At 65.6% G+C, this 25,354-nt stretch carries 23 protein-coding genes; 6 read left to right on the plus strand and 17 right to left on the minus strand.

Annotated elements, in window-relative coordinates; all coding sequences use genetic code 11:
• Positions 1 to 22 precede the first annotated feature (22 nt).
• Positions 23 to 1,219, plus strand: a complete 1,197-nt coding sequence (locus tag AC1DKY_RS16740; protein ID WP_441602942.1) for a GGDEF domain-containing protein — start codon at positions 23 to 25, stop codon at positions 1,217 to 1,219.
• A gap of 87 nt (positions 1,220 to 1,306) precedes the next feature.
• On the opposite strand, the gene AC1DKY_RS16745 is transcribed toward AC1DKY_RS16740, so the two are convergent.
• Positions 1,307 to 1,684 carry a cupin domain-containing protein gene (locus AC1DKY_RS16745; protein WP_441602943.1) on the minus strand — a complete coding sequence of 126 codons (378 nt, stop codon included), beginning with the start codon at positions 1,682 to 1,684 and terminating at the stop codon, positions 1,307 to 1,309.
• A 467-nt stretch (positions 1,685 to 2,151) separates the two neighbouring features.
• Here AC1DKY_RS16745 and AC1DKY_RS16750 point away from each other — a divergent pair, with 467 nt between their 5' ends.
• The gene (locus tag AC1DKY_RS16750) at positions 2,152 to 3,330 is read left to right on the plus strand and encodes a YjgN family protein (protein ID WP_441602944.1); all 1,179 of its coding nucleotides are present in this window, start codon (positions 2,152 to 2,154) and stop codon (positions 3,328 to 3,330) included.
• A 5-nt stretch (positions 3,331 to 3,335) separates the two neighbouring features.
• Entirely contained in the window at positions 3,336 to 4,403 is a 1,068-nt protein-coding gene (locus AC1DKY_RS16755) for a M48 family metallopeptidase (RefSeq protein WP_441602945.1), read from the plus strand.
• A 7-nt stretch (positions 4,404 to 4,410) separates the two neighbouring features.
• Here AC1DKY_RS16755 and AC1DKY_RS16760 read toward each other — a convergent pair whose 3' ends face one another.
• From AC1DKY_RS16760 to AC1DKY_RS16815, 12 genes are all read right to left on the minus strand, one after another.
• A complete protein-coding gene (locus AC1DKY_RS16760) occupies positions 4,411 to 4,713 on the minus strand; it encodes an STAS domain-containing protein (protein WP_199728084.1) in 303 nt (100 codons plus the stop codon).
• Positions 4,714 to 4,724: 11 nt separating this feature from the next.
• Positions 4,725 to 5,909, minus strand: coding sequence for a methyl-accepting chemotaxis protein (locus tag AC1DKY_RS16765; RefSeq protein ID WP_441602946.1), 1,185 nt, complete (start codon positions 5,907 to 5,909; stop codon positions 4,725 to 4,727).
• A gap of 14 nt (positions 5,910 to 5,923) precedes the next feature.
• The gene (locus tag AC1DKY_RS16770; protein ID WP_441602947.1) at positions 5,924 to 7,021 is read right to left on the minus strand and encodes a protein-glutamate methylesterase/protein-glutamine glutaminase; all 1,098 of its coding nucleotides are present in this window, start codon (positions 7,019 to 7,021) and stop codon (positions 5,924 to 5,926) included.
• A gap of 109 nt (positions 7,022 to 7,130) precedes the next feature.
• Complete coding sequence (gene cheD / locus AC1DKY_RS16775) at positions 7,131 to 7,790, minus strand: chemoreceptor glutamine deamidase CheD (RefSeq protein WP_441602948.1); 660 nt, start codon at positions 7,788 to 7,790, stop codon at positions 7,131 to 7,133.
• A complete protein-coding gene (locus AC1DKY_RS16780) occupies positions 7,787 to 8,668 on the minus strand; it encodes a CheR family methyltransferase (protein ID WP_441602949.1) in 882 nt (293 codons plus the stop codon). Before AC1DKY_RS16780 ends, cheD begins: the two co-directional genes overlap by 4 nt.
• 2 nt (positions 8,669 to 8,670) lie before the next feature.
• The gene (locus AC1DKY_RS16785) at positions 8,671 to 10,386 is read right to left on the minus strand and encodes a methyl-accepting chemotaxis protein (protein ID WP_441602950.1); all 1,716 of its coding nucleotides are present in this window, start codon (positions 10,384 to 10,386) and stop codon (positions 8,671 to 8,673) included.
• Between the two features lie 26 nt (positions 10,387 to 10,412).
• On the minus strand, positions 10,413 to 10,919 hold the full coding sequence (locus tag AC1DKY_RS16790; RefSeq protein ID WP_441602951.1) for a chemotaxis protein CheW: 507 nt from the start codon (positions 10,917 to 10,919) through the stop codon (positions 10,413 to 10,415).
• Between the two features lie 206 nt (positions 10,920 to 11,125).
• Positions 11,126 to 12,763, minus strand: a complete 1,638-nt coding sequence (locus tag AC1DKY_RS16795; protein ID WP_441602952.1) for a methyl-accepting chemotaxis protein — start codon at positions 12,761 to 12,763, stop codon at positions 11,126 to 11,128.
• A gap of 205 nt (positions 12,764 to 12,968) precedes the next feature.
• Positions 12,969 to 14,642 carry a methyl-accepting chemotaxis protein gene (locus AC1DKY_RS16800; RefSeq protein WP_441602953.1) on the minus strand — a complete coding sequence of 558 codons (1,674 nt, stop codon included), beginning with the start codon at positions 14,640 to 14,642 and terminating at the stop codon, positions 12,969 to 12,971.
• A gap of 183 nt (positions 14,643 to 14,825) precedes the next feature.
• Positions 14,826 to 16,811, minus strand: coding sequence for a chemotaxis protein CheA (locus AC1DKY_RS16805; RefSeq protein WP_441611259.1), 1,986 nt, complete (start codon positions 16,809 to 16,811; stop codon positions 14,826 to 14,828).
• 78 nt (positions 16,812 to 16,889) lie between these two features.
• Entirely contained in the window at positions 16,890 to 17,252 is a 363-nt protein-coding gene (locus tag AC1DKY_RS16810; protein WP_046973083.1) for a response regulator, read from the minus strand.
• A 14-nt stretch (positions 17,253 to 17,266) separates the two neighbouring features.
• Positions 17,267 to 17,578 carry an STAS domain-containing protein gene (locus AC1DKY_RS16815; protein ID WP_441602955.1) on the minus strand — a complete coding sequence of 104 codons (312 nt, stop codon included), beginning with the start codon at positions 17,576 to 17,578 and terminating at the stop codon, positions 17,267 to 17,269.
• A gap of 193 nt (positions 17,579 to 17,771) precedes the next feature.
• Here AC1DKY_RS16815 and fliK point away from each other — a divergent pair, with 193 nt between their 5' ends.
• From fliK to AC1DKY_RS16830, 3 genes are all read left to right on the plus strand, one after another.
• Positions 17,772 to 18,914: a flagellar hook-length control protein FliK gene (gene fliK / locus AC1DKY_RS16820; protein ID WP_441602956.1), complete on the plus strand. Its 1,143-nt coding sequence runs from the start codon at positions 17,772 to 17,774 to the stop codon at positions 18,912 to 18,914.
• On the plus strand, positions 18,911 to 19,186 hold the full coding sequence (locus AC1DKY_RS16825; protein WP_441602957.1) for an EscU/YscU/HrcU family type III secretion system export apparatus switch protein: 276 nt from the start codon (positions 18,911 to 18,913) through the stop codon (positions 19,184 to 19,186). The genes fliK and AC1DKY_RS16825 overlap by 4 nt, the downstream gene beginning before the upstream one ends.
• 95 nt (positions 19,187 to 19,281) lie before the next feature.
• Entirely contained in the window at positions 19,282 to 20,490 is a 1,209-nt protein-coding gene (locus tag AC1DKY_RS16830) for a DUF2252 family protein (RefSeq protein WP_441602958.1), read from the plus strand.
• 18 nt (positions 20,491 to 20,508) lie between these two features.
• On the opposite strand, the gene AC1DKY_RS16835 is transcribed toward AC1DKY_RS16830, so the two are convergent.
• The 4 genes from AC1DKY_RS16835 to motD all read right to left on the minus strand — a co-directional run bounded on the left by AC1DKY_RS16835 (position 20,509) and on the right by motD (position 25,347).
• Complete coding sequence (locus AC1DKY_RS16835; protein WP_441602959.1) at positions 20,509 to 21,453, minus strand: SphA family protein; 945 nt, start codon at positions 21,451 to 21,453, stop codon at positions 20,509 to 20,511.
• Between the two features lie 204 nt (positions 21,454 to 21,657).
• Positions 21,658 to 23,595: an AI-2E family transporter gene (locus AC1DKY_RS16840; RefSeq protein WP_441602960.1), complete on the minus strand. Its 1,938-nt coding sequence runs from the start codon at positions 23,593 to 23,595 to the stop codon at positions 21,658 to 21,660.
• A gap of 86 nt (positions 23,596 to 23,681) precedes the next feature.
• Complete coding sequence (locus tag AC1DKY_RS16845; RefSeq protein WP_441602961.1) at positions 23,682 to 24,143, minus strand: chemotaxis protein CheW; 462 nt, start codon at positions 24,141 to 24,143, stop codon at positions 23,682 to 23,684.
• A 52-nt stretch (positions 24,144 to 24,195) separates the two neighbouring features.
• Positions 24,196 to 25,347, minus strand: coding sequence for a flagellar motor protein MotD (gene motD, locus AC1DKY_RS16850; protein WP_441602962.1), 1,152 nt, complete (start codon positions 25,345 to 25,347; stop codon positions 24,196 to 24,198).
• Between the last annotated feature and the right edge of the window lie 7 nt (positions 25,348 to 25,354).

Here is a 25,354-nt window from a genome sequence, read left to right on the forward strand (position 1 = left end):
GGACCTGGCACCAGGGAGAGCCATGCATCTCGACATCCCAACCCTGACTCTCGCCTGCCTGCTGATGGGTATCGGTGCGGCGGTTGGCTTTACGTCGTTGATGGCGGTCTTGAACACACAGAAGGTGCTGCGCATCTGGGTGGCCAGCATCTGGATCAATACCCTCGGCGTCACGCTGATCGGATTGCGCAACCACATCCCCGACGTCATTTCGATCGTCGTCGGCAACGGCCTGCTGGTCACCGGCAACATCCTCACGCTCAAGGGCATTGCCCAGCACCTGGGCTTGCCGATGCGCTGGCGCTGGCCGGGCAGTTTCGCCGTGGTCTATACCGGCGCCATCGCTTGGTTCGCCTTTGTCACGCCCAACCTGGGCGCACGTTTGCTGGCCGGCAGCCTGCAGGCGATGGCGTTCAATTTCGCCTATGCGTACCTGTTGCTCCGTTACAGCGAGCCGGACATCCGCAAGAGCTGCCGCATTGCCGGCGCCGTGCTGGTGACCAATGGCCTGTTCTACCTGGCCCGCGTATTCGCTCCGCTGGACCCTGGCGCCAGCCAGAACCTGATGACCGCCGGCATGCCCGTGGCAGCGACCTACGTGGTCGGCATCCTCACCACGCTGGCTTCGTACTTCGCCTTGCTGCAGCTCATCACCGAACGGCTGGTGGTGGACCTGCGCCGCGCGGCGCGCACCGACGGCCTCACCGGCCTGCTCAATCGCAGCGCCATCGTGGCGGAGGGCCGTGCGTCGCTCGAGCGCTGCCTGGAACGCGGGCAGCCGTTTGCACTGCTCATTTTCGATCTGGATCACTTCAAGCAGATCAACGACCGCTGGGGCCATGACGCCGGCGATGCGGTGCTGCGCCACGTGGCACAGATGCTGCGCAAGGCGGTGCAGCGGCCCGATTACCTGGCCAGTCGCTACGGCGGCGAGGAGTTCGTGGTGGCGCTGCCCGGGGCCACCCTGGTGCAGGGACTGGAGACGGCCGAGCGCCTGCGGCTCGCACTGACGCATTCGCATGCGCACATGGGCGAGCAGACCATCCCGGTCACCGCCAGCATCGGCGTCGCGGTGGCGCGGCAGGGCACGCGTTTCGAGCATCTGGTGCGCCAGGCCGACCAGGCGATGTATCGCACCAAGTTCGATGGCCGCAACGGCGTCAGTTTCGCGGGCGACCACGATGCGCGGCTGGCCGAAGCGGGCGATTCGCGCTGCTGACCGGCCGTCGCGCGATCGGTGAAAACGGATCGGCCGGCTTCCTGCTGCAAGCGAAGCCGACCGCCCTCACCGTATCGCCAGTCGAACTTACTTCGCGGTCTTGAGCTCGACCACCAAGGCCTTGGTCGGCGTAGTGCCGGTGTTCTGATTGCTGTGCGTGATCGGCTCGCTATAGATCGCCTCGCCGGCCTTGCGTTCCATCTCGGTCACCTTGCCGTCGGCGCTGGTGCTCTTCGCCTTGCCGCCCGTCTCGAAATAGACGACGTTGGCCGGGTGCGAATGCATCGGCAACGATTCCCCTGGTTTCAACCAGACTTCAATGACCCGTACCTGATCGTTGTCGATCAGCACTTTGGTGTTTTTGGGTGCCACCTTGACCATGTCCTGGGCGCATACCGATCCTGCAAAAACGCAGGCCAGCGCCAGCAACGCACACTTCATGCTGCACGAAACGGAAGTCTTCATCACACGTCCTCCAGCAGTTCGACGACGTCGGTAAGGCTTCCGCGAATGCGCGGAAACCTGCGTTTGGACGTCCTTTTCCGTGGTGGGCGGAACGCCCACCTCATGCCCCTGCATGGATCCGAATACTGGCAAGGCGACGCGCGCTGTCGCAACGCGTCACGATCGTGTGCATGCGCAAGTCGAGGGGGCGGAAGCGACGACGTGTGCCTTGAAAATGCCGGAAACGACAAGCTCGGGAAGGATGCTCCCGATGTCCGCAGAAACCTACGCCCCGTCCGTGGCAGCGTCAATTGAGCGGACGGCCGAGCGAGCAATGCGCCAACCAGCCTCCGCCCGGCACCGGACTGCCGCGTAGCCGACGTAAGGTTCAGGCAACCCTTACACGCATTCCTGGCATCGATGGGCAAGTTTCTCGGCTATGCTCCTCTCGCTTCCCGGGGGGGAGGCAAAGCAGGGGAATCCAAGCTATGCATGACGAGACCATGGCCTCGGGCGTGTACTTGCCCGAGATTGACGTCGCACCACCGGCCTTACCCGTAGGCAAGACCCGCCGCCTGGAGTTCCGCGGCAACGCCAGGGACTATTTCCGCATCTGGATCGTCAACGTGGCCCTGAGCCTGGTCACGTTAGGCATTTATTCGGCCTGGGCCACCGTGCGCACCCGCCGGTACATGTATGCCAACACCGTGCTTGCCGGCACGCCGTTCGAATACCTGGCGCGGCCCATCCCGATCCTCAAGGGACGCCTGCTCACCGCGTTGATCTTCGCGGCCTATGTGCTGGGCGGCCAGTTCTACAAACCCGCGCAGGTCGCCGCCGCGCTGGTCATCGCCGTCTTCATGCCGTGGATGATCGTCAAGAGCCTGATGTTCCGCGCGCGCTACTCCTCGTGGCGCGGCCTGCGTTTCTACTTCACCGACGATTACGGTGGCGCCTACAAGTGGTACCTGGGCGTGTACTTTCTGATGGGCATCCCGTTCCTGGGCTTTTTCCTCGCGTCGCTGGCCGGTCACTCCGGCTTTGGCATCGCGCTGGCGTTTGGCGGCGTGGCGGTGATCGCGCCCTGGATCAAGGGCCACCAGCAGGAATGGATGGTCGAGAACCATCACTTCGGCGGCAAGTCGTTCAAGTTCTCGGCCGAGGTCAGCGACTACTACCGCGTTTACGTCAAGACCGCCGGCGTGGCGCTCGCATGGCTGCTGCCCACGATGGCGCTGATGACGGGCATGTTCTTCGCCTTCAAGAGCCAGCTTGCGCTCCACCCCAAGGCACCGCCGCTGCTTGTTGGCGCCATGGTCTACGCCTGCATGGCGCCGTTCTATCTCGGTGCCTGGACCTTCATCCACACGCAGATGACCAATCTGCTCTACAACAACGCGCATCTGGGTTCGTACCGCTTCCGCTCAACGCTGGGCTACTGGGAGATGTTGGGTATCTACCTCACCAATGGCCTGGCCGTGCTTTGCACGATCGGCCTGGCGATGCCGTGGGCGCGCATACGCCTGGCGCGCTACCGTGCAGACCACCTGGACATCGTCGGCGCGGGCGAGCTCGATGATTTCGTGCGCGATGCGTTTGCCCACGGCGAGATCGGCGCTGCGGCGACCGAAATGGATAGCCTGCTGGGCATCGACATCGGCCTGTAAGCGCGATGATCCCGGCAGTCTATTTCGATGGACGATCCACACGCGCCATACCGGTGACGGTATGGCGCGAAGACTCGCTGTTGCATTGGCACACCCGGGGTCGCACGCAGAGCTGGCAGGCGTCGCTGGATGCCTTCGAACCCAGCGCACGGGTGATCGGCCTGCCCTACGCGTTGCGCCTGGCCGATGGTGCGTACTTGCAGGTCGATCACGACGTGCTGCCCGACGACTGGTTTCCCCGTCACCACCGGCTTGAGCGCGTGGTCGACTGGCTGGAGCGCAAGTGGCCCGCGGCGATGGCCGGTATCGTGATCATCGTGGCGGCTTTGGCCGGCTTGTTCGAGTTCGGCGTGCCGTGGGCGGCTGATCGCATTGCCTCACATCTCCCGGCCACGCTTGAACACAGCATGGGCAAGCAGTCGTTGGCCGCGCTGGAGGGCCGTCTGTTGATGCCCACCACGCTCAAGCCCGAGCAGCAAGCGCACTATCAGGCCGTGTTCCAGCACTTTGTGCAGGGTATTCACGGCCTGCCCGAGGTGCGCCTGCGTTTTTACACGGCGCCGGCCATCGGCGCGAACGCATTTGCCATGCCCGATGGCAGCGTGGTGTTCACCGATGCGCTGATCAAGGAGCTGCCGGATGATCAGGCCTTCACGGCCGTCCTTGCGCATGAGCTGGGCCATCAGGCGCACCACCACCTGTTGCGCGAGGTGTTGCGCAGCTCAGGCGTGTTCATCGTCGCCGGCATGCTGATGGGTGATGTCACCTCGCTCGGCGGCGTGACGGCGGGCGTGCCCATGTTCCTCATCAATGCGCACTATTCGCGCGGATTCGAGGCGGATGCCGATAGCTACGCCTTCGACGCACTCGCACAGCAGGACATCGATCCGGTCGCTTTCGTACACGCCATGCAAGCGCTGGAACGCGCGCATCCGGAGATCAAGGGCGAGGACAAGAGCATGCGCTATGCCGCCAGCCATCCGATGACGGCCGAACGCATCGCCCATGCCGATGCGGCGTCACGCGCGTTTCAGGCGCGTCGACCGGCATCGCAGGCGAAAGGCGTGCACTGAGCGAACGTCAGTGCAGTACGAACAGCTTGTCGAAGCCGGCGACGCGCAAGGTGCCGCGCAGGCCGGTATCCGCGTTGACGATGCGGATCTCCGCGCGATCGGCGCCGGCGTGCTCGCGCAGCAGGAGCAGCATGCCGAGCGCGGAGCTGTCCATGCTGGACACCTCGCCCAGGTCGATAACGTAGCTGCGGGCGGCGCGGCCGCCGAGGCAGGCGTCGTGGAAGGCGCGATGCACGGTGAAGTCGAAGCGCTCGCCCAGCTGCAGGGTCACGCAGTCCAGGTCGGGGTCGTGGTGAACGGTCAGGCTCATGGCTCAGGTCCTCAAAACAATTCGATCTCGCCGGCATCCATCGAGTTCTGCAGCGCCGGGCCGCGCGAACGCAGGCGTGCCTTCTCGCGCTGGATGGCCAGGCGGTTGCGCACGCGCTCGGCGCGCTGCGCCAGCGATTCGGCATCGATCGGGCTGCAGGCGAGCTCCTGGATATCGCGGGTGCATTCGGTGGTGATGTCCTGCAGCTCGACCAGGCGCTGGCGGGTCTGGTTGATCAGCTGGCTCAGGATGTCTTCGAACTGCAGCGAGCGCACCGTGGTGGCCACGTCGGTGCCCAGGCCGCGGTTGATCTCGACCACCTGGTCGGCGACCTTGCTGGTGCGCGCGTCGCTTTCGGTGACGTGCGCCATCATGGCGTCGATGCCGCCCTTGGCCGACAGCGCCACGTTCAGATCCTGCGAGGCCATGGTGCCGACCAGGCCGCGCAACTGCTCCATCGCGGTACGGGCGCGCTCCACGTGGCTGCCGATCTGCTCGTTGAACTGGTTGGAATGGCTGGCCAGGTTGCGGATCTCGCCGGCCACCACCGCGAAGCCGCGGCCGGACTCGCCGGCACGCGCCGCTTCAATGGCCGCGTTGAGCGCGAGCAGGTTGGTTTCTTCGGCGATGGTGTTGACGTTCTTCAGCAGGCCGAACACCGCGTCCATTTCCTTGGCCATGCCGTCGATGCGGTAGACGATGCGCAGACTTTCGCGCGACATCTGCACGATCATGTCGACGAAGTGCGCGAGCAGGTCGCTGGTGCGCGCGGCGAAATCCTGCACGGAGACGCCTTCGCTCTGGCCGTCGATGATCTGGCGCAGCAGCGACTGCTGCATGCCGGTCTTGCGCGACAGGCCGTCGAAGCCGCCACCCAGTTCCGACACCGCGTCGCGCAGCAGGTCCAGCGCCTGGTGCAGTTCGCGCGTGGCGTGGCCCAGTTCGTCGACCAGCGAGCTGCGCACTTCTTCCAGCGCTTCGCGCACGGGTTCGTGGTGGGCCAGCGAAACGTCGATGACGGGCTCCAGCGCCGGTGCGGCGCGACGCGTCTCGATGATCCAGGCGGCAGTCAGCAGCACGATCACCAACGGGCCCAGCCAGGCCGACGGCCACAGCATGGTCAGCGCCAGCGCGACCGCGCTTGCGGCGAGGCCGGCCACCGGGCGCTTGTGCACAAAGGAGTAGAAAGTATCCATAAGGTATCTGCCGATCAGGTGGCCGACACAGCGGCGCGGGAAACGGGTTGATGCGCCATCGCGAGCAAGCGCGCGGCAATGTGTTCGAGCGGAAGCTTTTCGCTGCTGGCGCCCAGCTTCCAGGCGGCGCCGGGCATGCCCCACACCACCGATGTTTCTTCGTCCTGCACCAGGGTGCGTGCACCGCCCTGTTGAAGTTCGAGCAGGCCGCGCGCGCCGTCGTCGCCCATACCGGTGAGCAGTGCGGCGATCGCCGACTGGCCCACGCTGGCGGCCATGGAGCGGAACAACACGTCCACGCTCGGCTTATGACGATTCACCGGCGGGCCGTTGTGCAGGCGGCACACATACTTGGCGCCATCCCACATCACCAGCAGATGCTGGCTGCCCGGTGCGATATACGCATGGCCGGCCTGGATCGGCTGGCCGTCGCGCGCTTCGCATACGCGCATCGCGGAACACGTGTCCATGCGTGCGGCAAACGGGCCACTGAAGGCGGCGGGAATGTGCTGCGTTATGACGATCGGCGGCGCATCCGGCGGCATTGCTTCAAGCACTACGCGAATCGCTTCGGTGCCGCCGGTGGAGGCACCGATGGCGATGATCGGCATGCCACCGCGCGTACCGGCGCTCTGGGCGCGCGGCAACACGGCATCGGCACTGAGGCGCGGCGGCACATCGAGTTTGCGCACGGCGGTGCGCTGACGCGGACGAGCCAGCGCGGCGAGTTTCACCTTGGCGCAGATTTCCTGTGCGCCTTCGGCAAACGTGCTGGCCAGGTCGTTGCCCGGCTTGGTGAAGAAGTCGACCGCGCCCAGCTCCAGCGCGCGCAGCGTCACTTCCGCGCCTTCCTGGGTGAGCGAAGACACCATCACCACCGGCATCGGACGCAGGCGCATCAGATTCTCGAGGAAGGTGATGCCGTCCATCCGCGGCATTTCCACATCCAGCGTGAGTACGTCGGGATTGAGCTGCTTGATCTTCTCGCGCGCAATCAACGGATCGGCGGCGGTACCCACCACCTCGATGCCCGGATCGCACGAAAGCATGGTCGACAGCAGCTTCCGCACGAGTGCGGAATCATCGACCACCAGGACACGTACTCTTTCCATCGCGTATTCGTCTCGCCTTCGTGGTGCGGCGCGGGTGCATCACCCGCGTCCGCCGGCCCGTGTCGGCGCCAGATGCTTGCAGAGGCCCACCGTGCTGACGCGCATGGCGTCAGAACAGTTCCACCTCTCCCTTTATCGGATCGTTTGCCAAACGCTTGAGATACTGGCGCTCGCCATCCACCAGCACGGCGTCGGTGCGGCCACGCAGCTGGCGCACGCGCGCCTTGCCGCTGGTCGGGAAAAACTGCACATGGCGCGGATGCACGTCGCCCAGGTCTTCCGCGGCCACTTCAAGCCGCTCCGCTTCGAGGTAGCGCCGCACGAAGGCGATGTTGCGCTGGCCGATGTCAGTCATGGTGGCCAGCACGCGGCCGCCACCGAACACCTTCACCACCAGGTTCGCGCGCTGACCGCCCGCCTTGAGGATGGCGTTGATCAGCTGTTCCATCGCGTCGTTGCCGTAGCGCGCCGCGCGGCCGATCGTGTCGGCCCAGCCGCCGCGCTCGCCGCCGATCGGCTCGGGCAACATGAAGTGATTCATGCCGCCCAGGCCGCGCACGCGGTCGTAAATGCAGGCGGACACGCAGGAACCGAGCACGGTGGAGATCATTTCCTGCTGGGCGCTCACATAGAACTCGCCCGGCAACACCTTGACCGTCATGCACGACTGCGTCGGGTCCCAGAAGCGGCGCAAGTGTTCAAAGCCCGGCAGCACGCGGGCCGGGTCATACCCTGTGCCCGCGGGGAGCTGGGCAGCTACGACATTCATGTACTGCGTTTCCGGTAGACCGTCCGTCCAATCAGGTCGAAGCTGTCATTGAGTCCGTACATGGACTCAGAGTGTCCGAGGAACAGGTAGCCGCCGTCCGGCAAGAGGCCGGCATAGCGCTGGAACAAACGCTGCTTGGTGGGCTTGTCGAAATAGATCACCACGTTGCGGCAGAAAATCGCGTCGAACGGCCCTTGCATCGGCCAGTCGTGCAGCAGGTTCAGCGGCAGGATGCTGACCAGTTCGCGCAGGCGCGGATTCACGCAGACGTAATCGGCGTACTCGCCTTCGCCGCGCAGGAACCAGCGGCGACGACGCTCCACGCTCACGCCTTCGAGGCGTTCAAGCGCATACACGCCCTTGCGCGCCGTTTCCAGCGCCTGCGGCGACAGATCGGTAGCGAGAATCTTCGCGTCCATCTGCTGCGCGCCGTGTTTCTCCAGCGCCTCGGCCAGCACCATGGCGAGCGTGTACGGCTCCTCGCCGGTGGCGCAGCCGGCCGACCAGATACGCAGGCGGCCACCGTTTTTCTTCTCGCTGATCCAGCGCGGCAGCAGTTCGTCGGTAAGCAGATCGAAGTGATGCGACTCGCGGAAGAACGCCGTCACATTGGTGCTGATCGCGCTCGCCAGCTCGCCGAGCTCCTGCTGCGGATCGCGCCGCAGCAGCTCGCAGTAGGCCTGGAAATCACGCAGCTTCAGGGCACGCAGGCGACGCAGCAAACGACCCTGCACCAGCTGGCGCTTGTGTTCACCCAGCGAGATGCCGCATTGCTCGTAGACGAACGTGCGCAGGAATTCGAACTCGGCATTGCCCAGCGACGGGCCGCCCACGGCCGCCACGCCGGCTTGATTGTCCATCGCGGCAGCCGTGTTCATGCTCAGAACTCCTTCCAGGAACCAGCGTCGGAAGCCTCAGCGCGGACGGCTGCGCGCGGCGCGGGGACGTTCGAGCTGCGCACCGCGGCGAACACGGCCTCGGCTTCGGCCATCACCGACTGCGAGCGCGCTTTCTCGGTCGCCACTTCGGTGCCGCCCTCGCCCAGCTGGAAGAAGCCGACCTGGCGAGCCAGCTCACCGGCCTGCTCCTGCATCGCACGAGCAGCGGCAGCGGCTTCTTCCACCAGCGCGGCGTTCTGCTGGGTCATCTCGTCCATCTGCAGCACGGCGTGGTTGACCTGGTCGATGCCGGCCGACTGTTCCTGCGATGCGGCGGCGATTTCGGCCACGATGTCGGTGACCTTTTTCACGCTGTCGACGATATCGGCCAGCGCCTTGCCGGACTGGTCCACCAGCGACGAACCCACGCGCACCTTCTCCGCGCTGTCGTTGATGAGACCCTTGATTTCCTTTGCCGCACCCGCGCTGCGCTGCGCCAGGTTGCGCACTTCAGTGGCCACCACGGCGAAGCCGCGGCCCTGTTCGCCGGCACGTGCGGCTTCCACCGCGGCGTTGAGTGCGAGCAGGTTGGTCTGGAAGGCGATTTCGTCGATCAGGCTGACGATGTCGGAGATCTTGCGGCTGGAATCGTTGATCTCGCGCATCGCGGAGCTGGCCTGCGCCGCCACTTCACCGCCGTGCTCGGCCTGACGGCGCGTGGCGCTGGCAAGCTGGTTGGCGTGGCTGGCGTTCTCGGCGTTCTGCTTCACGGTGGAGGTCATTTCCTCCATCGACGAGGCGGTTTCCTCGAGGCTGGAAGCCTGTTCCTGCGTGCGCTGGCTGAGGTCGTCGTTGCCGCGGGCGATCTGCTGCGCGGCCGAGCTCACCGAGCCTGCGCCGTGACGCACTTCGCCGACGATGGTGGAGAGGCGCTCGTCCATCGTGCGCAGGGCGTCGAGCAGTTCGCCCAGTTCGTCCTTGCGGGTGACGGCGATCTTGTGACCGAGCTTGCCGCCGGCGATGGCATGGGCGACCTTCACGGCCTGACCCAGGGTGTTGAGGATGGAGCGCATCAGCAGCACGGCCATCAGACCGGCCACCAGCAAGCCGACGATCAGGGCGACGATGCTGACCGTGCGCACGAGGTGGTAACGGGTCACCTGCGCGTCGTAGATCTGCTTGGCATCGGCGCGTTGTGCGTCGACCAGCTTGGTCAAGGCATCCTGGCGCTGCATCATCAGCGGGCGCACCTGCATTTCCAGCAGTTCGGACGCGCCGGTGTCACCCTGCTTGAGGGCATCGACCAGCGAATCCTTGGCGTCCTTGTAGTCGGCGTCGGTGGAGCGCCAGTCGTTGAACTGCTTCTTCACCGCGTCGCTCATGGGGATCGCGTCGAACTGCTTCTTCAGCGCCTCCATTTCCGCCTGCATCTTCTCGTACTCGGCGAGCTTGGCCTTGACCTGCTCGGGCTTGCTGACCAGCGAGCTTGCTTCGCCCATCAGAATGAACGACATCAGCGAGCGGGTGGAGATCTGCGAGATCAACTGGGCAGGCACGATCTCTTCTTCATAGATCTTGCCCATGCCGTCGTTCTGCTGCTGCATCGAACCGATGCCGATCACGGCGCCGGCGATCAGCATCAGGCCAAGCAGGCCAAGCACCGCGCGCATGCGGTTCCTGACGTTGAGTTCCGGGGCTTTCAGTGCGAACTTCTTCATGTTGGTTCCAATCCTGCGTAAGTCGGTCAGGCCACGGCTTTGACATCGGAGACAGCTGGCAGCGCCGCCTCAAGCATCTGTGCGTCCTGGGGCTGCAACAGCTTGTCCACATCCAGCAGCAGCACCATGCGCTCGCCGGCGGCGGTCAACCCCTTGAGGTATTGCGTATCCACCGTGGTGCCCATGTCGGGCACCGGGCGGATGGCGTCCGGCGTGACATCCAGCACGTCGGACACGGCGTCGACCACCACGCCGAAATTGCGGCCGGCCACGGTGATGATCACGGTGACGGTGGTGGTCCCATAAGCTTCGCGTTCGAGTCCAAAACGCAGGCGCATGTCGATCACCGGCACGATCGCGCCGCGCAGGTTGAGCACGCCCAGCACGTAGTGCGGCGCCTGCGGAATGCGCGTGACCGGCGTCCAGCCGCGGATTTCCCGCACGGCCAGGATGTCGATGCCGTATTCCTCGTGGGCGAGGTTGACGGTGAGGTACTGTGACTGGAGCGCCTCGCTCCGGGTGTTGTCGGACATGTTCGCCTCGTGGTCGGGGCCGCGTGCGAGGCCCCCTATCGGGTTCTGGATCGGCGGTGATGGGGGAAACTTGAGCGGGAAGCGGGTTTTGGGGCCGGGCTGGCCGTGTCCTGTGGGAGCGCACCCTGTGCGCGACGGCATCCGTTTGCCGCGAGGCATAGCCAGGACGTCGCGCACAGGGTGCGCTCCCACAGGGTTCCTACAGGTCAGGTCGCGACGGCCACCGGTCGGCACATGGCAGGCCGCGCGTCACGCATCGGCACCGACGCCTCCGACTGCAACCGGAAGTACCGCACCCGCACCTCCAGCTCATCGGCCTGCTCCTGCATCGCGCGCGCCGCGGCGGCGGCCTCCTCGACCAGGGCCGCGTTCTGCTGGGTGACTTCGTCCATCTGCATCACGGCGCGGTTCACCTGGTCGATGCCCGAGGATTGCTCCTGCGCGGCAGCGGCGATCTCGGCCACGAGGTCGGTCACCTGCTTCACGCTGTCCACGATGCCGGCGAGCACCTCGCCCGATTCGCTGACCAGGGCCGAACCGGCCTGCACCTTCTCGACCGTGCCGCCAATCAGCGCCTTGATCTCGCGGGCGGCCAAGGCGCTGCGTTGGGCGAGGTTGCGCACCTCGCCCGCGACGACGGCGAAGCCACGGCCCTGTTCGCCCGCACGCGCCGCTTCCACGGCGGCATTGAGCGCAAGCAGGTTGGTCTGGAAGGCGATCTCGTCGATCAACTGCACGATGTCGGTGATCTGGCGGCTGGCGCCTTCGATCTCGCCCATGGCGTGACGGGTGCGCGTGGCGACCTGGCCGCCGCGTTCGGCCTGGGCGCGTGCGCTGCGGGCAAGCTGATCGGCATGGCCGGCGTTGTCGGCGCTCTGGCGCACAATGGAAGTCATTTCTTCCATCGATGCGGCGGTTTCCTCAAGGCTCGAGGCCTGTTCCTGCGTGCGATGCGACAAGTCATCGTTGCCGCGCGAGATCTGCTGCGCCGCGGTCGACACCACCTGCGAGCCCTGCTGCACGTCGCGCACGATCTCCACCAGCTTGCAGCGCATGCGCTGCAAGGCAGCGAGCAGGCTGCCCGGGGGAAATGCCTGGGCGCCGTCGCCTGCGGCCAGGTCGCCGTCGGCGATGCGTGCCGCCATGGCCAGCGCAAAGGCCGGTTCGCCGCCGATGCTCTGGCGGATGCTGCGCATCGACTGCCAGACCACGCCGATGACCAGCAGGCCGACCAGACCCGCTTCGAGCAGACTCACCAGCAGCGCATGGCGGAACTGCTCGTTGATGTCGACGAAGTAAGCGCCCGTACCAAAATGCATGTCCCACGGCTGGAACCACGCGCTATAGGTGATCTTGGGCTCGACCTTCTTGTCCGGCGGCATGGGCCACGTATATTCCGTGATGCCCGAGCCCTGAGCGCGATCCACGGCCGCGATCATCTGCCACAACGGCTTGCCATCCGGGTCCTTGTCCTCGCGCACATTCTTGCCCTCCTTCTCCGGGAAGATGGGATGCAGGTGCATGACAAAGTTGGAATCGAACGCGAAGACGTAGCCGGAGCCCTGGCCCCAGCGCATCGTGCGGATGACCTCGAACGCCCGGCGCTGAGCCTCTTCCTCGCTGAACTGGCCCGCCTTGGCGCGATCGTGGAAGCTCTGCGCGACAGCGGTGGCGCTGGCGACGTGGTCCTTCAACGCATGCACGCGCGCCGCCATCTGCAGGCGGCGGCTGTCGATGGCGGATACCACGGTGAGCGTCATCAGGCCGGCCACCACAAAGGCGATGACCAACCACACCTTGGCCGCCAGGCTCAGGCGATCGATGAACTTCAAAGGAGACTTCATGACTTCAAAAACCTTCAGAATGAAAAGGACGGTTCTGCGATTGCCTAGATTCATTCCCTGCACTGCTCTTACGCAGGCCAGCGGCCCGCGCGCCGCGGCTTCCTGTCGCAGCTGTCTTTGATGTTGCGAACGGCGCCCCTGGATTCCCTCGCCGCAAGAACTCCGTGCCGGCGACGGACTTCATCGCCGGGTATGTATGGTTTCGTCAGAACTCGGTCCAGCCCGCGCTGGCCGCCGCAAGCTGCGGCTTGGGCATGGCCGGTGCAGCCTGTCGCGCAGGTACTGCGGGGCGCGTCACGACACGTGTTTCGCCCTGCAGACGGAAGTAGCGAATCTGGCGCTCCAGCTCATCGGCCTGCTCTTGCATGGCGCGCGCGGCGGCCGCTGCTTCTTCCACCAAGGCCGCGTTTTGCTGGGTGACTTCGTCCATCTGCATCACGGCCCGGTTTACCTGATCGATGCCCGAGGACTGCTCCTGCGATGCGGCGGCGATCTCGGCCACGATGTCGGTGACGCGCTTGACGCTGTCCACGATGCCCGAGAGCACCTGGCCGGATTCGGCCACCAGGCTGGAGCCGGCCTGCACCTTCTCCACCGTGTCGCCGATCAACAGCTTGATCTGCTTAGCTGCCGACGCACTGCGCTGTGCGAGGTTGCGTACCTCGCCGGCCACGACCGCGAAACCACGGCCTTGCTCGCCCGCACGCGCGGCTTCAACGGCAGCATTGAGTGCAAGCAGATTGGTCTGGAAGGCGATCTCGTCGATCAACTGCACGATGTCGGTGATCTGGCGGCTGGCACCTTCGATTTCGCGCATGGCATGGCTGGTGCGCGTCGCCACTTCGCCACCACGCTCTGCCTGCATGCGGGCGCTGCGCGCCAGCTGGTCGGCATGGCCGGCGTTGTCCGCGCTCTGGCGCACGATGGAGGTCATCTCCTCCATCGAGGCGGCGGTTTCTTCCAGGCTCGACGCCTGTTCCTGCGTGCGATGCGACAGGTCGTCGTTGCCACGCGAGATCTGCTGCGCAGCGGTCGACACGACCTGCGAGCCTTGCTGCACCTCGCGCACGATGCCCACCAGCTTGGTACGCATGCGCTCCAGTGCTTCGAGCATGCTATCGGGGGAGAAGCGAAGTTCACCGTGACCGGCCAGATCGCCGTCGGCGATGCGCGCCGCCATGGCCAGCGCAAACGCGGGCTCGCCGCCGATGCTCCGGCGGATGCTGCGCATCGACTGCCAGACCACGCCGATCACCAGCAGGCCGACCAGAGCGGCTTCCAGCAGGCTCACCATCAAGGCGTGGCGGAACTGTTCGTTGATATCCACGAAATAGGCACCCGACGCCACGTGCAGGTCCCACGGCTTGTACCAGCTGGTGTAGGTGATCTTGTGTTCGTCCTGCTTGCCGCCGGGCATCGGCCACATGTATTCGGTGGCGCCGAAACCATCGCGCTGATCGGATTCCATCATGTGGCGATACATGAAGGTGCCCTGGCTGTCCGCTTCGTCCTTGATGCTCATGCCCACGCGCTTGGGCATGATCGGATGCATCCGCATCACGAAGTGGGAGTCGAACGCGAACACATAACCCGCGCCCTTGTTCCAGCGCAGCGCGGACACCGCGGCGAGCGCCTGTTTCTTCGCCTCTTCGTCGCTGAGCTGGCCGGCCACCGCACGCGCGTGATAGCTGTCGATCAGCGAGATGGCGGTATTGACTTCATCGCCGAGCGCACTCACGCGCGAGGCCATCTGCAGGCGGCGACTGTCCAGCGCGGACACCAGGGTCAAGGTGGCCAGACCCGCCACCACGAAGGCGATCACCAGCCACACCTTGGCGGCCAGGCTCAGTCGATCGATAGCTTTCAGTGGTGACTTCATGGAGGCGACCTTCAGAACGGATGGGCCGATGGCGATGGCCCGAAGTGATGCCCTGCATTGCTCTGACGCGGGCCGCAGGCCAGCGCGCCGCGGCTTCCTGTCGCGGCTTGAATGAGGTTGGGTGTTGCCGCCGTCGTTCTTGCGAAGGACGGCGTGATCAGCGCTGAACGCTGCGCTATGTGGTCAGGCCGCTTTCCGGCGACCCTGCATGCGAACCAGTCCGGCGATGTCGACAATCAGCGCCACCGAGCCGTCGGCCAGAATGGTCGCGCCGGATACGCCCTGGACACGCCGATAGTTGGCTTCCAGCGACTTCACCACCGCCTGTTGCTGGCCGATCAGGCCGTCGACGAACAAGCCCACGCGCGAGCCATCGCCTTCCACCACCACCATCAGGCCGTCGTCGATGGTGTGAATCGCGCCCTCGCAAGCGAAGGCGTCGTGCAGGCGGATCACCGGCAGGTATTCGCCGCGGAAGCGGAACAATTCGCCGCCGCCCACCACGCTGCGCACCGCTTCGGCCTTCAGCTGCACCGACTCCACGATGGAGACCAGCGGCACGATGTAGCGCTCCTCGCCCACCGCGGCGGTGAGGCCGTCGATGATCGCCAGGGTCAGCGGCAAGGTGATGGTGAACACGCTGCCGTTGCCCGGCGTGCTGCGGATGGCCACGGTGCCGCCAAGGTCGGACACGTTGCGGCGGACCACGTCCATGCCCACGCCACGTCCGGAAAGATCGGTGGTGACGGCGGCGGTGGAGAAACCCGGCTGGAAGATCAGCTCGGCCACGGCGTCGTCGCTCATGCCCTCGCTGCTGCTGATGATGCCGCGCTGGATCGCCTTGGCCACGATGGCGTCGCGATTGAGGCCGGCGCCGTCGTCGGACACTTCCACCACGATATTGCCGCCGCGATGCGAGGCTTTCAGCGTGAGCGTGCCGGTGTCGCCCTTGCCTGCCGCGCGACGCTTGTCCGGCGTTTCCAGGCCGTGGTCGATGGCGTTGCGCACCAGGTGCACCATCGGGTCGCCGATCTTCTCCAGCACCGTCTTGTCCAGCTCGGTCTGTTCGCCGATCAGCTCCAGCTTCACCTGTTTGCCAAGCTTCTGGCTGATGTCGCGCACCATGCGCGGGAAGCGGTTGAACACGGAGGCGATGGGCAGCATGCGGATGCCCATCACGCTTTCCTGCAGCTCGCGCGTGTGGCGCGCCAGCTGGGCCAGGCCTTGTTCGAGCACGGCCAGTCGCGCGGCGTCGATGTCGCCTTCGCGGAAGGTGTCGAGCATGGACTGGGTAATCACCAGCTCGCCCACCAGGTTGATCAGTCCATCGATCTTGTCGATCGAGACGCGCACCGAGCTGGATTCGGCGCTGGTTTCACGTTGCGCACGCGCGGCCCCGGCATCGGCCACCGGTGCCGCCGGTGCAGCAGCGGGCGCCGACGGTGCGGCGACGACCTCGGCCACTACGTGTTTGGCCTCGATGGCGAGGTCGCATTCGTCCTCGACCCAATCGAACACGCCGGTGATATCGGCGCGCTTCACCGGGCCGGTGAGCTCGATGGTCCAGCCGATATGACACTCGGTCGGTTCCAGTGCAGCGAATGCCGGCAACTTGTCGAACTCGGGCGTGACCTGCAGCTTGCCGAGTCCGGCCAGTTCGCGGATCAGGCGCAGCGGCTCGTTGCCGCTGGCGAGCATGCCGGCGTGCGGGCGGAAGCGGATGGTCCAGGCATCGGCCTGGTCCACATCACGCCGCGCCTGCAGCGCAGCAGCCGGCACGCCGCGCCCCATCGCAGCGGCCAATTCATTGCGCAGCCCTTCGGCCACCGCGTCATTGAGCGGCTCGCCGGCCTGGGCGCGGGCAAACATGCCGCGCAGGCAATCCACCGTGCGCAACAGCAGTTCGATGATGGAACCGTCGATGGCGCGCTTGCCGCTGCGCACTTCGTCCAGCAACGACTCGGCCTCGTGGGTGAACGAGGACATCTCCGGAAAACCGAAGGTGGCCGCGCCGCCCTTGATCGAATGTGCGGCGCGGAAGATGGTGTGCACCAGCTCGCCGTCACCGCCCTCGTCCAGCGCAAGCAGCGACGACTCCATCGTGTCGAGTCCTTCCAGACTCTCTTCGATGAACACCTGTTGGAACTGCGCCAGACCGGCCTTGCTCATGGGGACACTTCTCTAAGGGATTGCGGACGCACGTTCACTGCCGTCATGCCGGCGTTCGCCGGCACAACGCAGCTGTTTTCAACCAAGCACGCGCTTGACGGTGGCCAGCAGCTGCTCGGGATCGAACGGCTTGACCAGCCAACCGGTCGCGCCGGCGGCCTTGCCTTCCATCTTCTTGTCCGTGTGCGACTCGGTGGTCAGCATCAGGATCGGCACGCCCTTGTAGGCCGGCATCGTGCGCAGCTCGCGCACCATGCTCAGGCCATCCATCACCGGCATGTTCACGTCCGCCAGCACCAGGTCGAAGCTGCTGCCCTTGGCCGCATCGAGCGCGAGCTGGCCGTTTTCCGCCTCGCTCACATCATGGCCGGCATTGCGCAGGGTGAAGGCCACCATGCCGCGCATCGAAGCCGAATCGTCAACCGCAAGAATCTTCGCCATCTTCCACCTCAGTTTCAGGCCGGCATCGGTGCCGGCAGTTCCAAAGCCTGTGCGAGGCCGAGCACGCCGGCCGCGTCACGCATCACTTCGCTCACACCCAGCCACGTGGGCGACTGGCCCCGCGCCGTCGCCTCGCGGCGAAACGCCACCAGCAGCTGCAGCGCCGCGGTATCCACGCGCTCCACGCCCGCGCCGTCCAGCTGCGCGGCGGCATCGAACGCTTCGATCAGTTCGGCCTTTACCTGCGCCACGCTGCCGAGGCGGAAATCGGCGGGCAGCGCGATCACGCGCGCCTTCGCCTTTGCCTCACCCGTCGTCTTGCCCATGGTGTGATCCTGTGCCTGCCCTGTTGGGCGTCTACGGGTGGTTTATCGGCCATGCCGTTGTTCGCTTTAGCGATCTTTGTCCCGGTCGGGCACCGCCGATGCGCTCAAAATGGGCCCTCAAGTTTTCTCGAAGGCCGCCGATGCCTAGGGCACGGACGGGCGCGCATGCCGCTTCGTTCGCAAGGAGCTACGCTTGATCATCCAACCCACCAGTCTCGCAGCCCTCGCCTGGGCCGGCGCTGCCTCCGGCAGTGCCGCCGAGAGCTGGCGCATCGGCACGGTGCTGTCCGCGCGTCCGCTGGGGATCAATCCGGACGGCATGATGGTGCTGCAGATCGGCGCCGTGGCCGTGGAAACCGAAGCGCCAAGCGGCCAACAGCTGCCGGCCCAGTTCCAGGTCCGCGTGCTCACCCTGGGCGCGCAGCCGCAGCTTGAGCTGATGCTGCCGCAGAGCGCTCCACCGGCAGCGCAGCTGGCGATGCGCGAACGCCTGCCCCAGCAGAATGGCTACGCGCCTTTGCTCGCCACGCTCGACGCGCTGGCCCAGCGCCCGGCGCTGCGCCAGCTGCCCGCCTACCTGCGGCCGGCACTCGCGGCGCTGGAACACGTGGTGCGCACGCCCACCGAAATCACCCGCGGCGAAGGGCTGGAAGAAGCGATCAAGCGTAGCGGCCTGTTCCTGGAATCGCAGCTGGCCGAGCCCAACCTGGATATGGCCGGGCTTAGCCAGGAAGACTGGAAGGGTGCGCTGCTGCGCCTGGCCAGCCTGCTCGACGACTACCTGCCGGCACGACGCGCGAGCAGCACGTCCAGCGAAACTCCACCTCCGCTGCAACAGCGCGGCCTGCAGGCGCAACCGCGCGCGATGCTGCCGTTGTCGCTGCTGGACGACGATGTCGACGCCTTGCTCAGCCGCCTGCATGGCGAAGTGCACGCGGCGCTGGCGCGCGTGGAAGTGGCCCAGCTCGAAGCCACCACCGCCTCCGCGTGGATGATTGAAATCCCGCTGCAGGGCGAAGACGGTCGCGACATCCTGCAGGTTCAATTGCAGCAGAACGCCGAGGGCGGCACGGGTTCGTCGTGGACGTTCGGTTTCGCCATCGATCTGCCCGGGCTGGGTCCGCTGCAGGGCGAACTGCAATTGCGCGACGTGCGCCTATCGGTGCGCCTGTGGGCTGAGCGCGCGGACGCGGTGCATCGACTCGAGCAACAGTTCGGCCCGTTGCGCCAGGCCTTGTCGGCGACCGGCCTGATCCTCGACCAGCTCTCCTGCCAGCAGGGGCTGCCGCAATCCACGCATCAACACAGTGCGATTCTGCTGAGGACGATGGCATGAGCAACGCACTGCCGCCCGCACGTCGCCGCGTCACCCTGCGTCTTTCCGGCGGTCCCAACGACGCGCATGCCAGCCCGGTGAGCCTTCCGCCGGAATCGCTGGAGACCTTGCTGGCGCGTGCGCGCGCACTGGGCATTCCGCTGCATCAGGATCCGCAGATGGCGGCGCTGCTCGCCTCGCTGCGCTTGCGCAAGGAAGTGCCTGCCACGCTGTATGCCGCAGCGGCAGCGGTGTTGTCGTGCATCTACGACGCGGCCGACGCGCCGCACTGAACGCACGTTTTTGCGAACGATGCGCGACGCGTAAAAACACGACACGTCCTTCATGTTTGGTCCGCAACAGTGATTCTGTACTCACAGGATCGCCCATGTCCCGTACCCGCAACTCCAACGTGCCGCCGGCGCAGCGCCAGGACGCACTGACCAAACGACGCAACACCAAGATGGCCCGCTCGGCGCATGCCTATGTGCGCGGCAACACGGCACAGTTCTACGCATGGCTGGACTCGCGCGCGGCACCGCGCCTGCCGGTGGGGCCGGCGATCTGGATCTGTGGCGATTGCCATATCGGCAACATCGGCCCGGTGGCGGACGACCAGGGCAAACTGCACATCCAGATACGCGATTTCGACCAGAGCGTGATCGGCAATCCCGCGCATGACCTAGTGCGGCTCGCGCTCTCGCTCGCCATGGCGGCACGAGGCTCGGACCTGCCCGGCATCACCACCGCCAACATGATGGAGGCGATGCTCGACGGCTACGAAGCGGCGTTTCCGGAAACCGACGATTCCGAACCGGGCATGCCCGGCACCATCAAGCTGGTGATGAAGCAAGCGGCAAAGCGCAGCTGGAAGTCGCTCGCCAACGAACGCACCAACGGGGCCGGACTTGAGTTGCCGCTTGGCAGCGAGTTCTGGCCGATCGTCGCCAAAGAGCGCAAAGCCATCCAGGCCATCTTCCAGCAGCCTGAGCTGGATGCGCTCGCCAAGCAGTGGCGGCAGCGCGATCCCACTGGCGAGGTGAACGTGCTCGATGCCGCGTACTGGCGCAAGGGCTGCAGCTCACTGGGCAAGTTGCGCTATGCCGCCTTGCTCGATGTGGATGGCAATGCCGTGGAGGGCGATGATCTGTGCCTGATCGACATCAAGGAAGCGGCCGCATCCATCGCGCCGCGCGCCAAACACGTGCGCATGCCGCGCGATCACGCCGAGCGCGTCGTGCTCGCCGCACAACATCTGTCGCCGGCGCTGGGCAATCGCATGCGTCCCGCGCATCTGCTGGACAAGCCGGTGTTTGTGCGCGAACTGCTGCCGCAGGATCTGAAGATCGACATCGCCCGCCTGCATCGCAAACAGGCGCGCCGCGTGGCGGCGTTTCTGGCCCACGTGGTGGGACATGCCCATTCGCGCCAGATGGATGCGGCGACGCGCAAGTCGTGGTGCCAGGAACTGCAACGCAATCATTCGCGCACCCTCGATGCACCGTCGTGGCTATGGCAGGCCGTGACCGGCCTGCTGTCGATGCATGAGCGCGATTATCTGGACCACTGCCGCCGTTACGTGGGCGGCCAGGCCTGAATCGTTCGCACAGAACAGTCAGAGCGTGACCGTGGCCGACAACATCGCCGGGTTGCCCTGCAGTCGATTGGTGACATCGAATTCGTGCAGCCAGCGCAGCGAGAATTCGACCTGGCCGCCCTGCCACTTCTTGAGGTAGTTGACCATCGGACCGACCGCCAGTGCGTGTCCCTTGAAGCCGCCAAGGAGATCGGCCGTCGGTCCCGTGTCGTTTTCCAGCTGATAAATCCAGCCGCCGACGGCGCCGATGCCCCAACCCGTCGGAAAGCGCTTTACCAGCAGCGTATCGAGGCGATACACCGACCCGTTCTGGTAATTGGTCGCCTTGTCCTTGGTGTAGAAATCCACCGCCGTGGTGGCGCTCCATTCCAGCGAGCCCTGGTCGAACAACCCGGTATAGCCAATGGTGGGCGAGAAAGTCCAGGTGTTGAGGCTGGCATTGGCCAGGCGGCCATCCTTGTAGTCGCCGGTGGGCGCATAGAAGTACAGCGAGAACGACATGTGCTGCGTCTGGCTGAAATGATGGCTGGCGATGACCGGCGCGAAGAACAAGTCGTACGGCCCCAGCACGTGGGACGACTTGCTCGCGCTGAAGCCGCCGAGCCGTGCGTTGACGTTGGCGTCGACGTAGGCAAACGGCATGGTCATCATCGAGGCGAAATTCCACGACGAAGGCGCCGTCTTCCAGATGTACAGGCCGGTGATCGTGGCCAGCTGGAATTCCGCCTTGAGGCCAAGCGCTGAGCCGCCGCCGGCGATAGGCACCTGCTTGGATGCGCTGATCGATCCGTCGTAATACGCGTAGCCGTATTGCCAGGTCAGCCCGGGGGCCGGGGGAATCAGGCCCGAATACGACGTTGCCTGCATACCCGTGATGGAGCGCCCGACGCCGGTTTCCGTGGCATGCAGTGGCAGGGCCAATAGCGCAGCCAACAGGGCGCAATACAGCGCGATTCGTTTCATGACAGCTCCGGGCGTGGCGCGACGGCATGCGCGTTTCGTGCGGCAGCAGCACTGCCCGCACGGCCTCAGCCTCTACGGATCAAAGGAGCCGGACAAGCGAAAATCCACCTACTGGATCTACGTAGAAATACGCAGAACGGCACCCGGGCCGCGTGTCAAAAAAGCTGCGTCGCGGCGGGTCCATTGTGCGGCGTCAGCGCCGTTTCAGATCGCAGCACTGCGCTGCTCGCGCTCCACGCCACCTTCCGGAAAGCGCGCAATCGCCTGCTGCGCCGCCTGTTCCAGCGACGTGACGACTTCGTTGAGCTCGGCATTGACCGGCGGCTCCACTTCCGTCGCCGCCAGGGGCTCGGGAAAGAACACACCGACCAGGCAGGCATCCGGAATCCCGCGGTGAGTCAACGCAACCGCCTCATCGAAGCTCTCGCGCTCCTTGGTCGGGTGGGTGCTGACGATGTAGACCATCGACACGGCATTGGGGGTGGCTTCCGGATGCGGCTCGGCGTCGAAGGCCGCGAAATCCTCGACGGAAAGATGGCGCGCATCGATATTCAGGTCGCGCAGGATGCGGGTGAGCAGTTCAGTGGCAAAGTCGCTGGCCACCGAACCCAGGCCCAGGCAAAGCACCACCGAGCGCGGCGCTACGGCGAGCGGCCCCTGCCAGCGGCCGAACGCATCTTCGCGATGCTGGCGCAGGCTGCGGCCGATGCTCACGCTCTCGAGCACCGAGCTGCGGCGGCGCCAGCGCGCCCATTTGCTTTCATGGCTGTCGAGCGTCTCCACCACGGTCACGATGGCGCGCTTGACCGCGGTCTGCTGTTCGGTGCTGATCGCGCCAGCCGCAAGGTCGATGCGCGCCAGCTGCAACGCGGGCAGCAGCACCGCGTCGCAATATGCGGCGAAGCTTTTGCGTTTCAGGAATTCGCGCGCCTCGCTCAAGATCTCGCTCGCATCGCCCGACAAGGCGCGCTGATACACGCGTTGCGGCATGGTCAGCGCCGGCGTGTCCCCGAGCAGGATATTGAGCAGGTTCAACGCCTGCACGTGACGGCCCGCCACCACCAGGCAAAGCGTCAGCGGCGTGGACATCAGCAGGCCCACCGGACCCCACAACCAGCTCCAGAAAATCGCGGCCACTACGACGGCGAGTGGCGACAGGCCCGTGGTGTGCCCGTACAGAAACGGCTCGATCAGCTGCGACACGATGATCTCGACCACCAGGTACAACATCACTGTCATCAGCAGCAGCGACCAGCCCGGCGCCACGGCGGCCGCGAACAAGCTCACCACGGCAGCCACCAGCCACACACCGATGTAAGGCACGAAGCGCATCACCGCCGTGAGCAGGCCCCACAGCAGGGCGCTGGGCACGCCGATGACGGCCAGGCCCAGCCAGATCGCCACGCCTACGCCAAAGTTGACCGAGAAAGTGGAGATGAAAAAGCGCGAGAGCCGCTCGCCTGCATCGTTGATCGCGGCCGTGGTGGCGCGCAGGTCCGCACCGCCGGCGAGACGGATGAAGCGGTCGCGCAGGGCTTCGTGTTCCAGCAGCACAAAAATCAGGACCACCAGCACGATGCCCGCCGTTTCCACCGGGACCCACGCGGTGGACAGCACCCGGGTGATCACCGACACCGGCGCACTAGGCAGCTTGGTCGCGGTTGATGCCGGCTTGGGCACGGCAGGCGCGTTGGTCAGATAAGGGGGCGCGGCCGCACCCGTGACAGGTGCCGACCCTTGGCCGGATTCGTCGATCACCTTGCCCAGTTCGCCACTGAGGAGATCCAGGCGTCCCACCGTTTGTTCGCGCAGCGACTGCACCTTGGTGTGAATGGTCGCCTCGTATTGCGGCAGGCTGCGCGCCACATGCACCACCTGCGTGCCCATCATCGCCGTCGTGCCGGTGACGATGACCACCAGCGCCAGCACCGCAATCATCACCGACATGCCGTGGCCCAGGCCGATGCGGCGATACAAGCGCACCCATGGCGCCATCAGCAGGCTGAGAAAGAGCGCCAGGATGATCGGCACCAGCACCTCACGCCCGAAGTACAGCAACGCCAGCACCGATGCCGCGGCGATGATGACCACGGCGCGCTGGCTCGCCGTCACGGCGGGCAAAGTGGGGTCTTGCGACGACATGGGCATCTCCTCTACACCGCGGCGTGTCCGGGACGACGACGTCGTCCCGGATAGCGCAAGGATAGCCTTGCCCGATGTCGGTTGGGTCAGGCCGCTTCTTGTTCCAGCGGCAAGCGGCACAGGCGGCGCACATCCAGCAAGGCTACGAAGCCGCCCTGTGATGGCAATACGCCGTGCACGGGATCGTCTTCACGCGCCATGGCGCCCGGCAGCGGCGGTGCGATATCGGCGGCTGCGGCGTCCAGCAGGTCGCCAACCGCGTCCACGCGAATGCCGACCAGATGCGGACCGTGCGAGAGCATCACCTGACGCACCTGGAATGGGTCGACACGCATTTCGTCGGGCAGCCCCAGGCGCCGGCGTCCATCGAGCACGGGCACAATGCGGCCGCGCAGGTGACGGATGCCCAGCACGTCGTGCGCCGAACCCGGCACCGGGGTCAGCTCGCCATCGCGCAACACTTCGCTCACCTGCGTCAGCGGCGCGGCATACAACTGCCCGCCGATGCGGAAGGACAGCCAGTGCTGGGCGTTCTGTACATGTTTCATGGCGATGGCTCCCCGACGGTGGAATGGGTGTTGGGTACTACCGGCTTGCAAATCACGGGCCATGCTCCGGCGCGGCCACGTGGGCCGATCCCACGGTGATCGCGCCCGCCGCGACGTTGGGCAGACTGGCGCGTGGCGTCACTTCCGGACCGGAGTCGACGTCCTCCGGCACGCTGCGCTGGGGCTTGGCGAGGATTACCTGGTTCACCGGAACTTCGTCGATCAACCGTGGCGCCACCACTTCCACCGTGGGCACGGCTGTGGCGGGCTTGGTGTTGGCGACCACGGCGGCGCTGGCCGGGGACGCGACAGAGGCTGCGGGAGCCGGGGCGCCCTGCCTGTCGGCGGTGAGCTGGCCTGCGCCTGGTGCATTGTTTTCCAATCGCTTGGGCTCGCCTTCTTCGCTGAGCACCACGATCAGCACGCGGCGATTGCGATTGCGACCGTCTTCCGTCGCGTTGTCGGCATTGGGGTGGTATTCGCCCCAGCCCATGATGCCCAGGCGGGTCGGATCCACGCCCTGCTCCGTGAACAGGCGCGCCACGCTCGCCGCGCGGGCGGCGGACAGCTCCCAGTTGGACGGATACATCGCGGTGTTGATCGGCCTGTCGTCGGTATAGCCCTCGATGCGCACCGTATTGGGGAATGGCTTGAGGATCGAGGCCATGCTGTTGAGCACTTCGTTGGCTTCCGGCGACAGTTTCGCCACGCCGCTGGGGAACAGGATGTCGGTACGCAGCTCCACTTCCAGCCACGAGGTGGTCTTGCGCACGATCACCATCTGCTTGTCGATCAAGGGCTGCAGCGCGCGCACCACCTGGTCGCGGATCACTTCGAGATTGCGCTTCTCCTCCACCGGCGAGGCGGCACGGGTATCCACGGCGCGCACCATCTGCGGACGTCCCGGAATGGGCACGCTTACCGGGATGGTCGCCGCGCCCGGCTGGCTCCCCGGCGAGGCAATCGCCGGATCGACATTGTGCGGCTGCGCACGCGTCTGCGGCATCGGCGCGATCACGTGGCTGGAGCCATTGAACGCCTCGATGATGGAGTTGGACATCACGCGGTACTTGCCTTCGTTCACCACCGAGACCGCGTACATCACCACGAAGAAGGCGAGCAGCAGCGTCATCAGGTCGGCGTAGGGAATGGCCCAGGCCTCGTGATTGACGTGGTCTTCGTGGTGTTTCTTCTTCCTGGCCACAACGCTG

It is taken from the genome of Dyella sp. 01N448 (genome assembly GCF_056399225.1).

Coding starts and splice junctions, on each gene's coding strand:
- AC1DKY_RS16740 (WP_441602942.1), top strand. CDS start 23: ATGCATCTCGACATCCCAACCCTGACTCTCGCCTGCCTGCTGATGGGT.
- AC1DKY_RS16745 (WP_441602943.1), bottom strand. CDS start 1,684: ATGAAGACTTCCGTTTCGTGCAGCATGAAGTGTGCGTTGCTGGCGCTG.
- AC1DKY_RS16750 (WP_441602944.1), top strand. CDS start 2,152: ATGCATGACGAGACCATGGCCTCGGGCGTGTACTTGCCCGAGATTGAC.
- AC1DKY_RS16755 (WP_441602945.1), top strand. CDS start 3,336: ATGATCCCGGCAGTCTATTTCGATGGACGATCCACACGCGCCATACCG.
- AC1DKY_RS16760 (WP_199728084.1), bottom strand. CDS start 4,713: ATGAGCCTGACCGTTCACCACGACCCCGACCTGGACTGCGTGACCCTG.
- AC1DKY_RS16765 (WP_441602946.1), bottom strand. CDS start 5,909: ATGGATACTTTCTACTCCTTTGTGCACAAGCGCCCGGTGGCCGGCCTC.
- AC1DKY_RS16770 (WP_441602947.1), bottom strand. CDS start 7,021: ATGGAAAGAGTACGTGTCCTGGTGGTCGATGATTCCGCACTCGTGCGG.
- cheD (WP_441602948.1), bottom strand. CDS start 7,790: ATGAATGTCGTAGCTGCCCAGCTCCCCGCGGGCACAGGGTATGACCCG.
- AC1DKY_RS16780 (WP_441602949.1), bottom strand. CDS start 8,668: ATGAACACGGCTGCCGCGATGGACAATCAAGCCGGCGTGGCGGCCGTG.
- AC1DKY_RS16785 (WP_441602950.1), bottom strand. CDS start 10,386: ATGAAGAAGTTCGCACTGAAAGCCCCGGAACTCAACGTCAGGAACCGC.
- AC1DKY_RS16790 (WP_441602951.1), bottom strand. CDS start 10,919: ATGTCCGACAACACCCGGAGCGAGGCGCTCCAGTCACAGTACCTCACC.
- AC1DKY_RS16795 (WP_441602952.1), bottom strand. CDS start 12,763: ATGAAGTCTCCTTTGAAGTTCATCGATCGCCTGAGCCTGGCGGCCAAG.
- AC1DKY_RS16800 (WP_441602953.1), bottom strand. CDS start 14,642: ATGAAGTCACCACTGAAAGCTATCGATCGACTGAGCCTGGCCGCCAAG.
- AC1DKY_RS16805 (WP_441611259.1), bottom strand. CDS start 16,811: ATGAGCAAGGCCGGTCTGGCGCAGTTCCAACAGGTGTTCATCGAAGAG.
- AC1DKY_RS16810 (WP_046973083.1), bottom strand. CDS start 17,252: ATGGCGAAGATTCTTGCGGTTGACGATTCGGCTTCGATGCGCGGCATG.
- AC1DKY_RS16815 (WP_441602955.1), bottom strand. CDS start 17,578: ATGGGCAAGACGACGGGTGAGGCAAAGGCGAAGGCGCGCGTGATCGCG.
- AC1DKY_RS16825 (WP_441602957.1), top strand. CDS start 18,911: ATGAGCAACGCACTGCCGCCCGCACGTCGCCGCGTCACCCTGCGTCTT.
- AC1DKY_RS16830 (WP_441602958.1), top strand. CDS start 19,282: ATGTCCCGTACCCGCAACTCCAACGTGCCGCCGGCGCAGCGCCAGGAC.
- AC1DKY_RS16835 (WP_441602959.1), bottom strand. CDS start 21,453: ATGAAACGAATCGCGCTGTATTGCGCCCTGTTGGCTGCGCTATTGGCC.
- AC1DKY_RS16840 (WP_441602960.1), bottom strand. CDS start 23,595: ATGTCGTCGCAAGACCCCACTTTGCCCGCCGTGACGGCGAGCCAGCGC.
- AC1DKY_RS16845 (WP_441602961.1), bottom strand. CDS start 24,143: ATGAAACATGTACAGAACGCCCAGCACTGGCTGTCCTTCCGCATCGGC.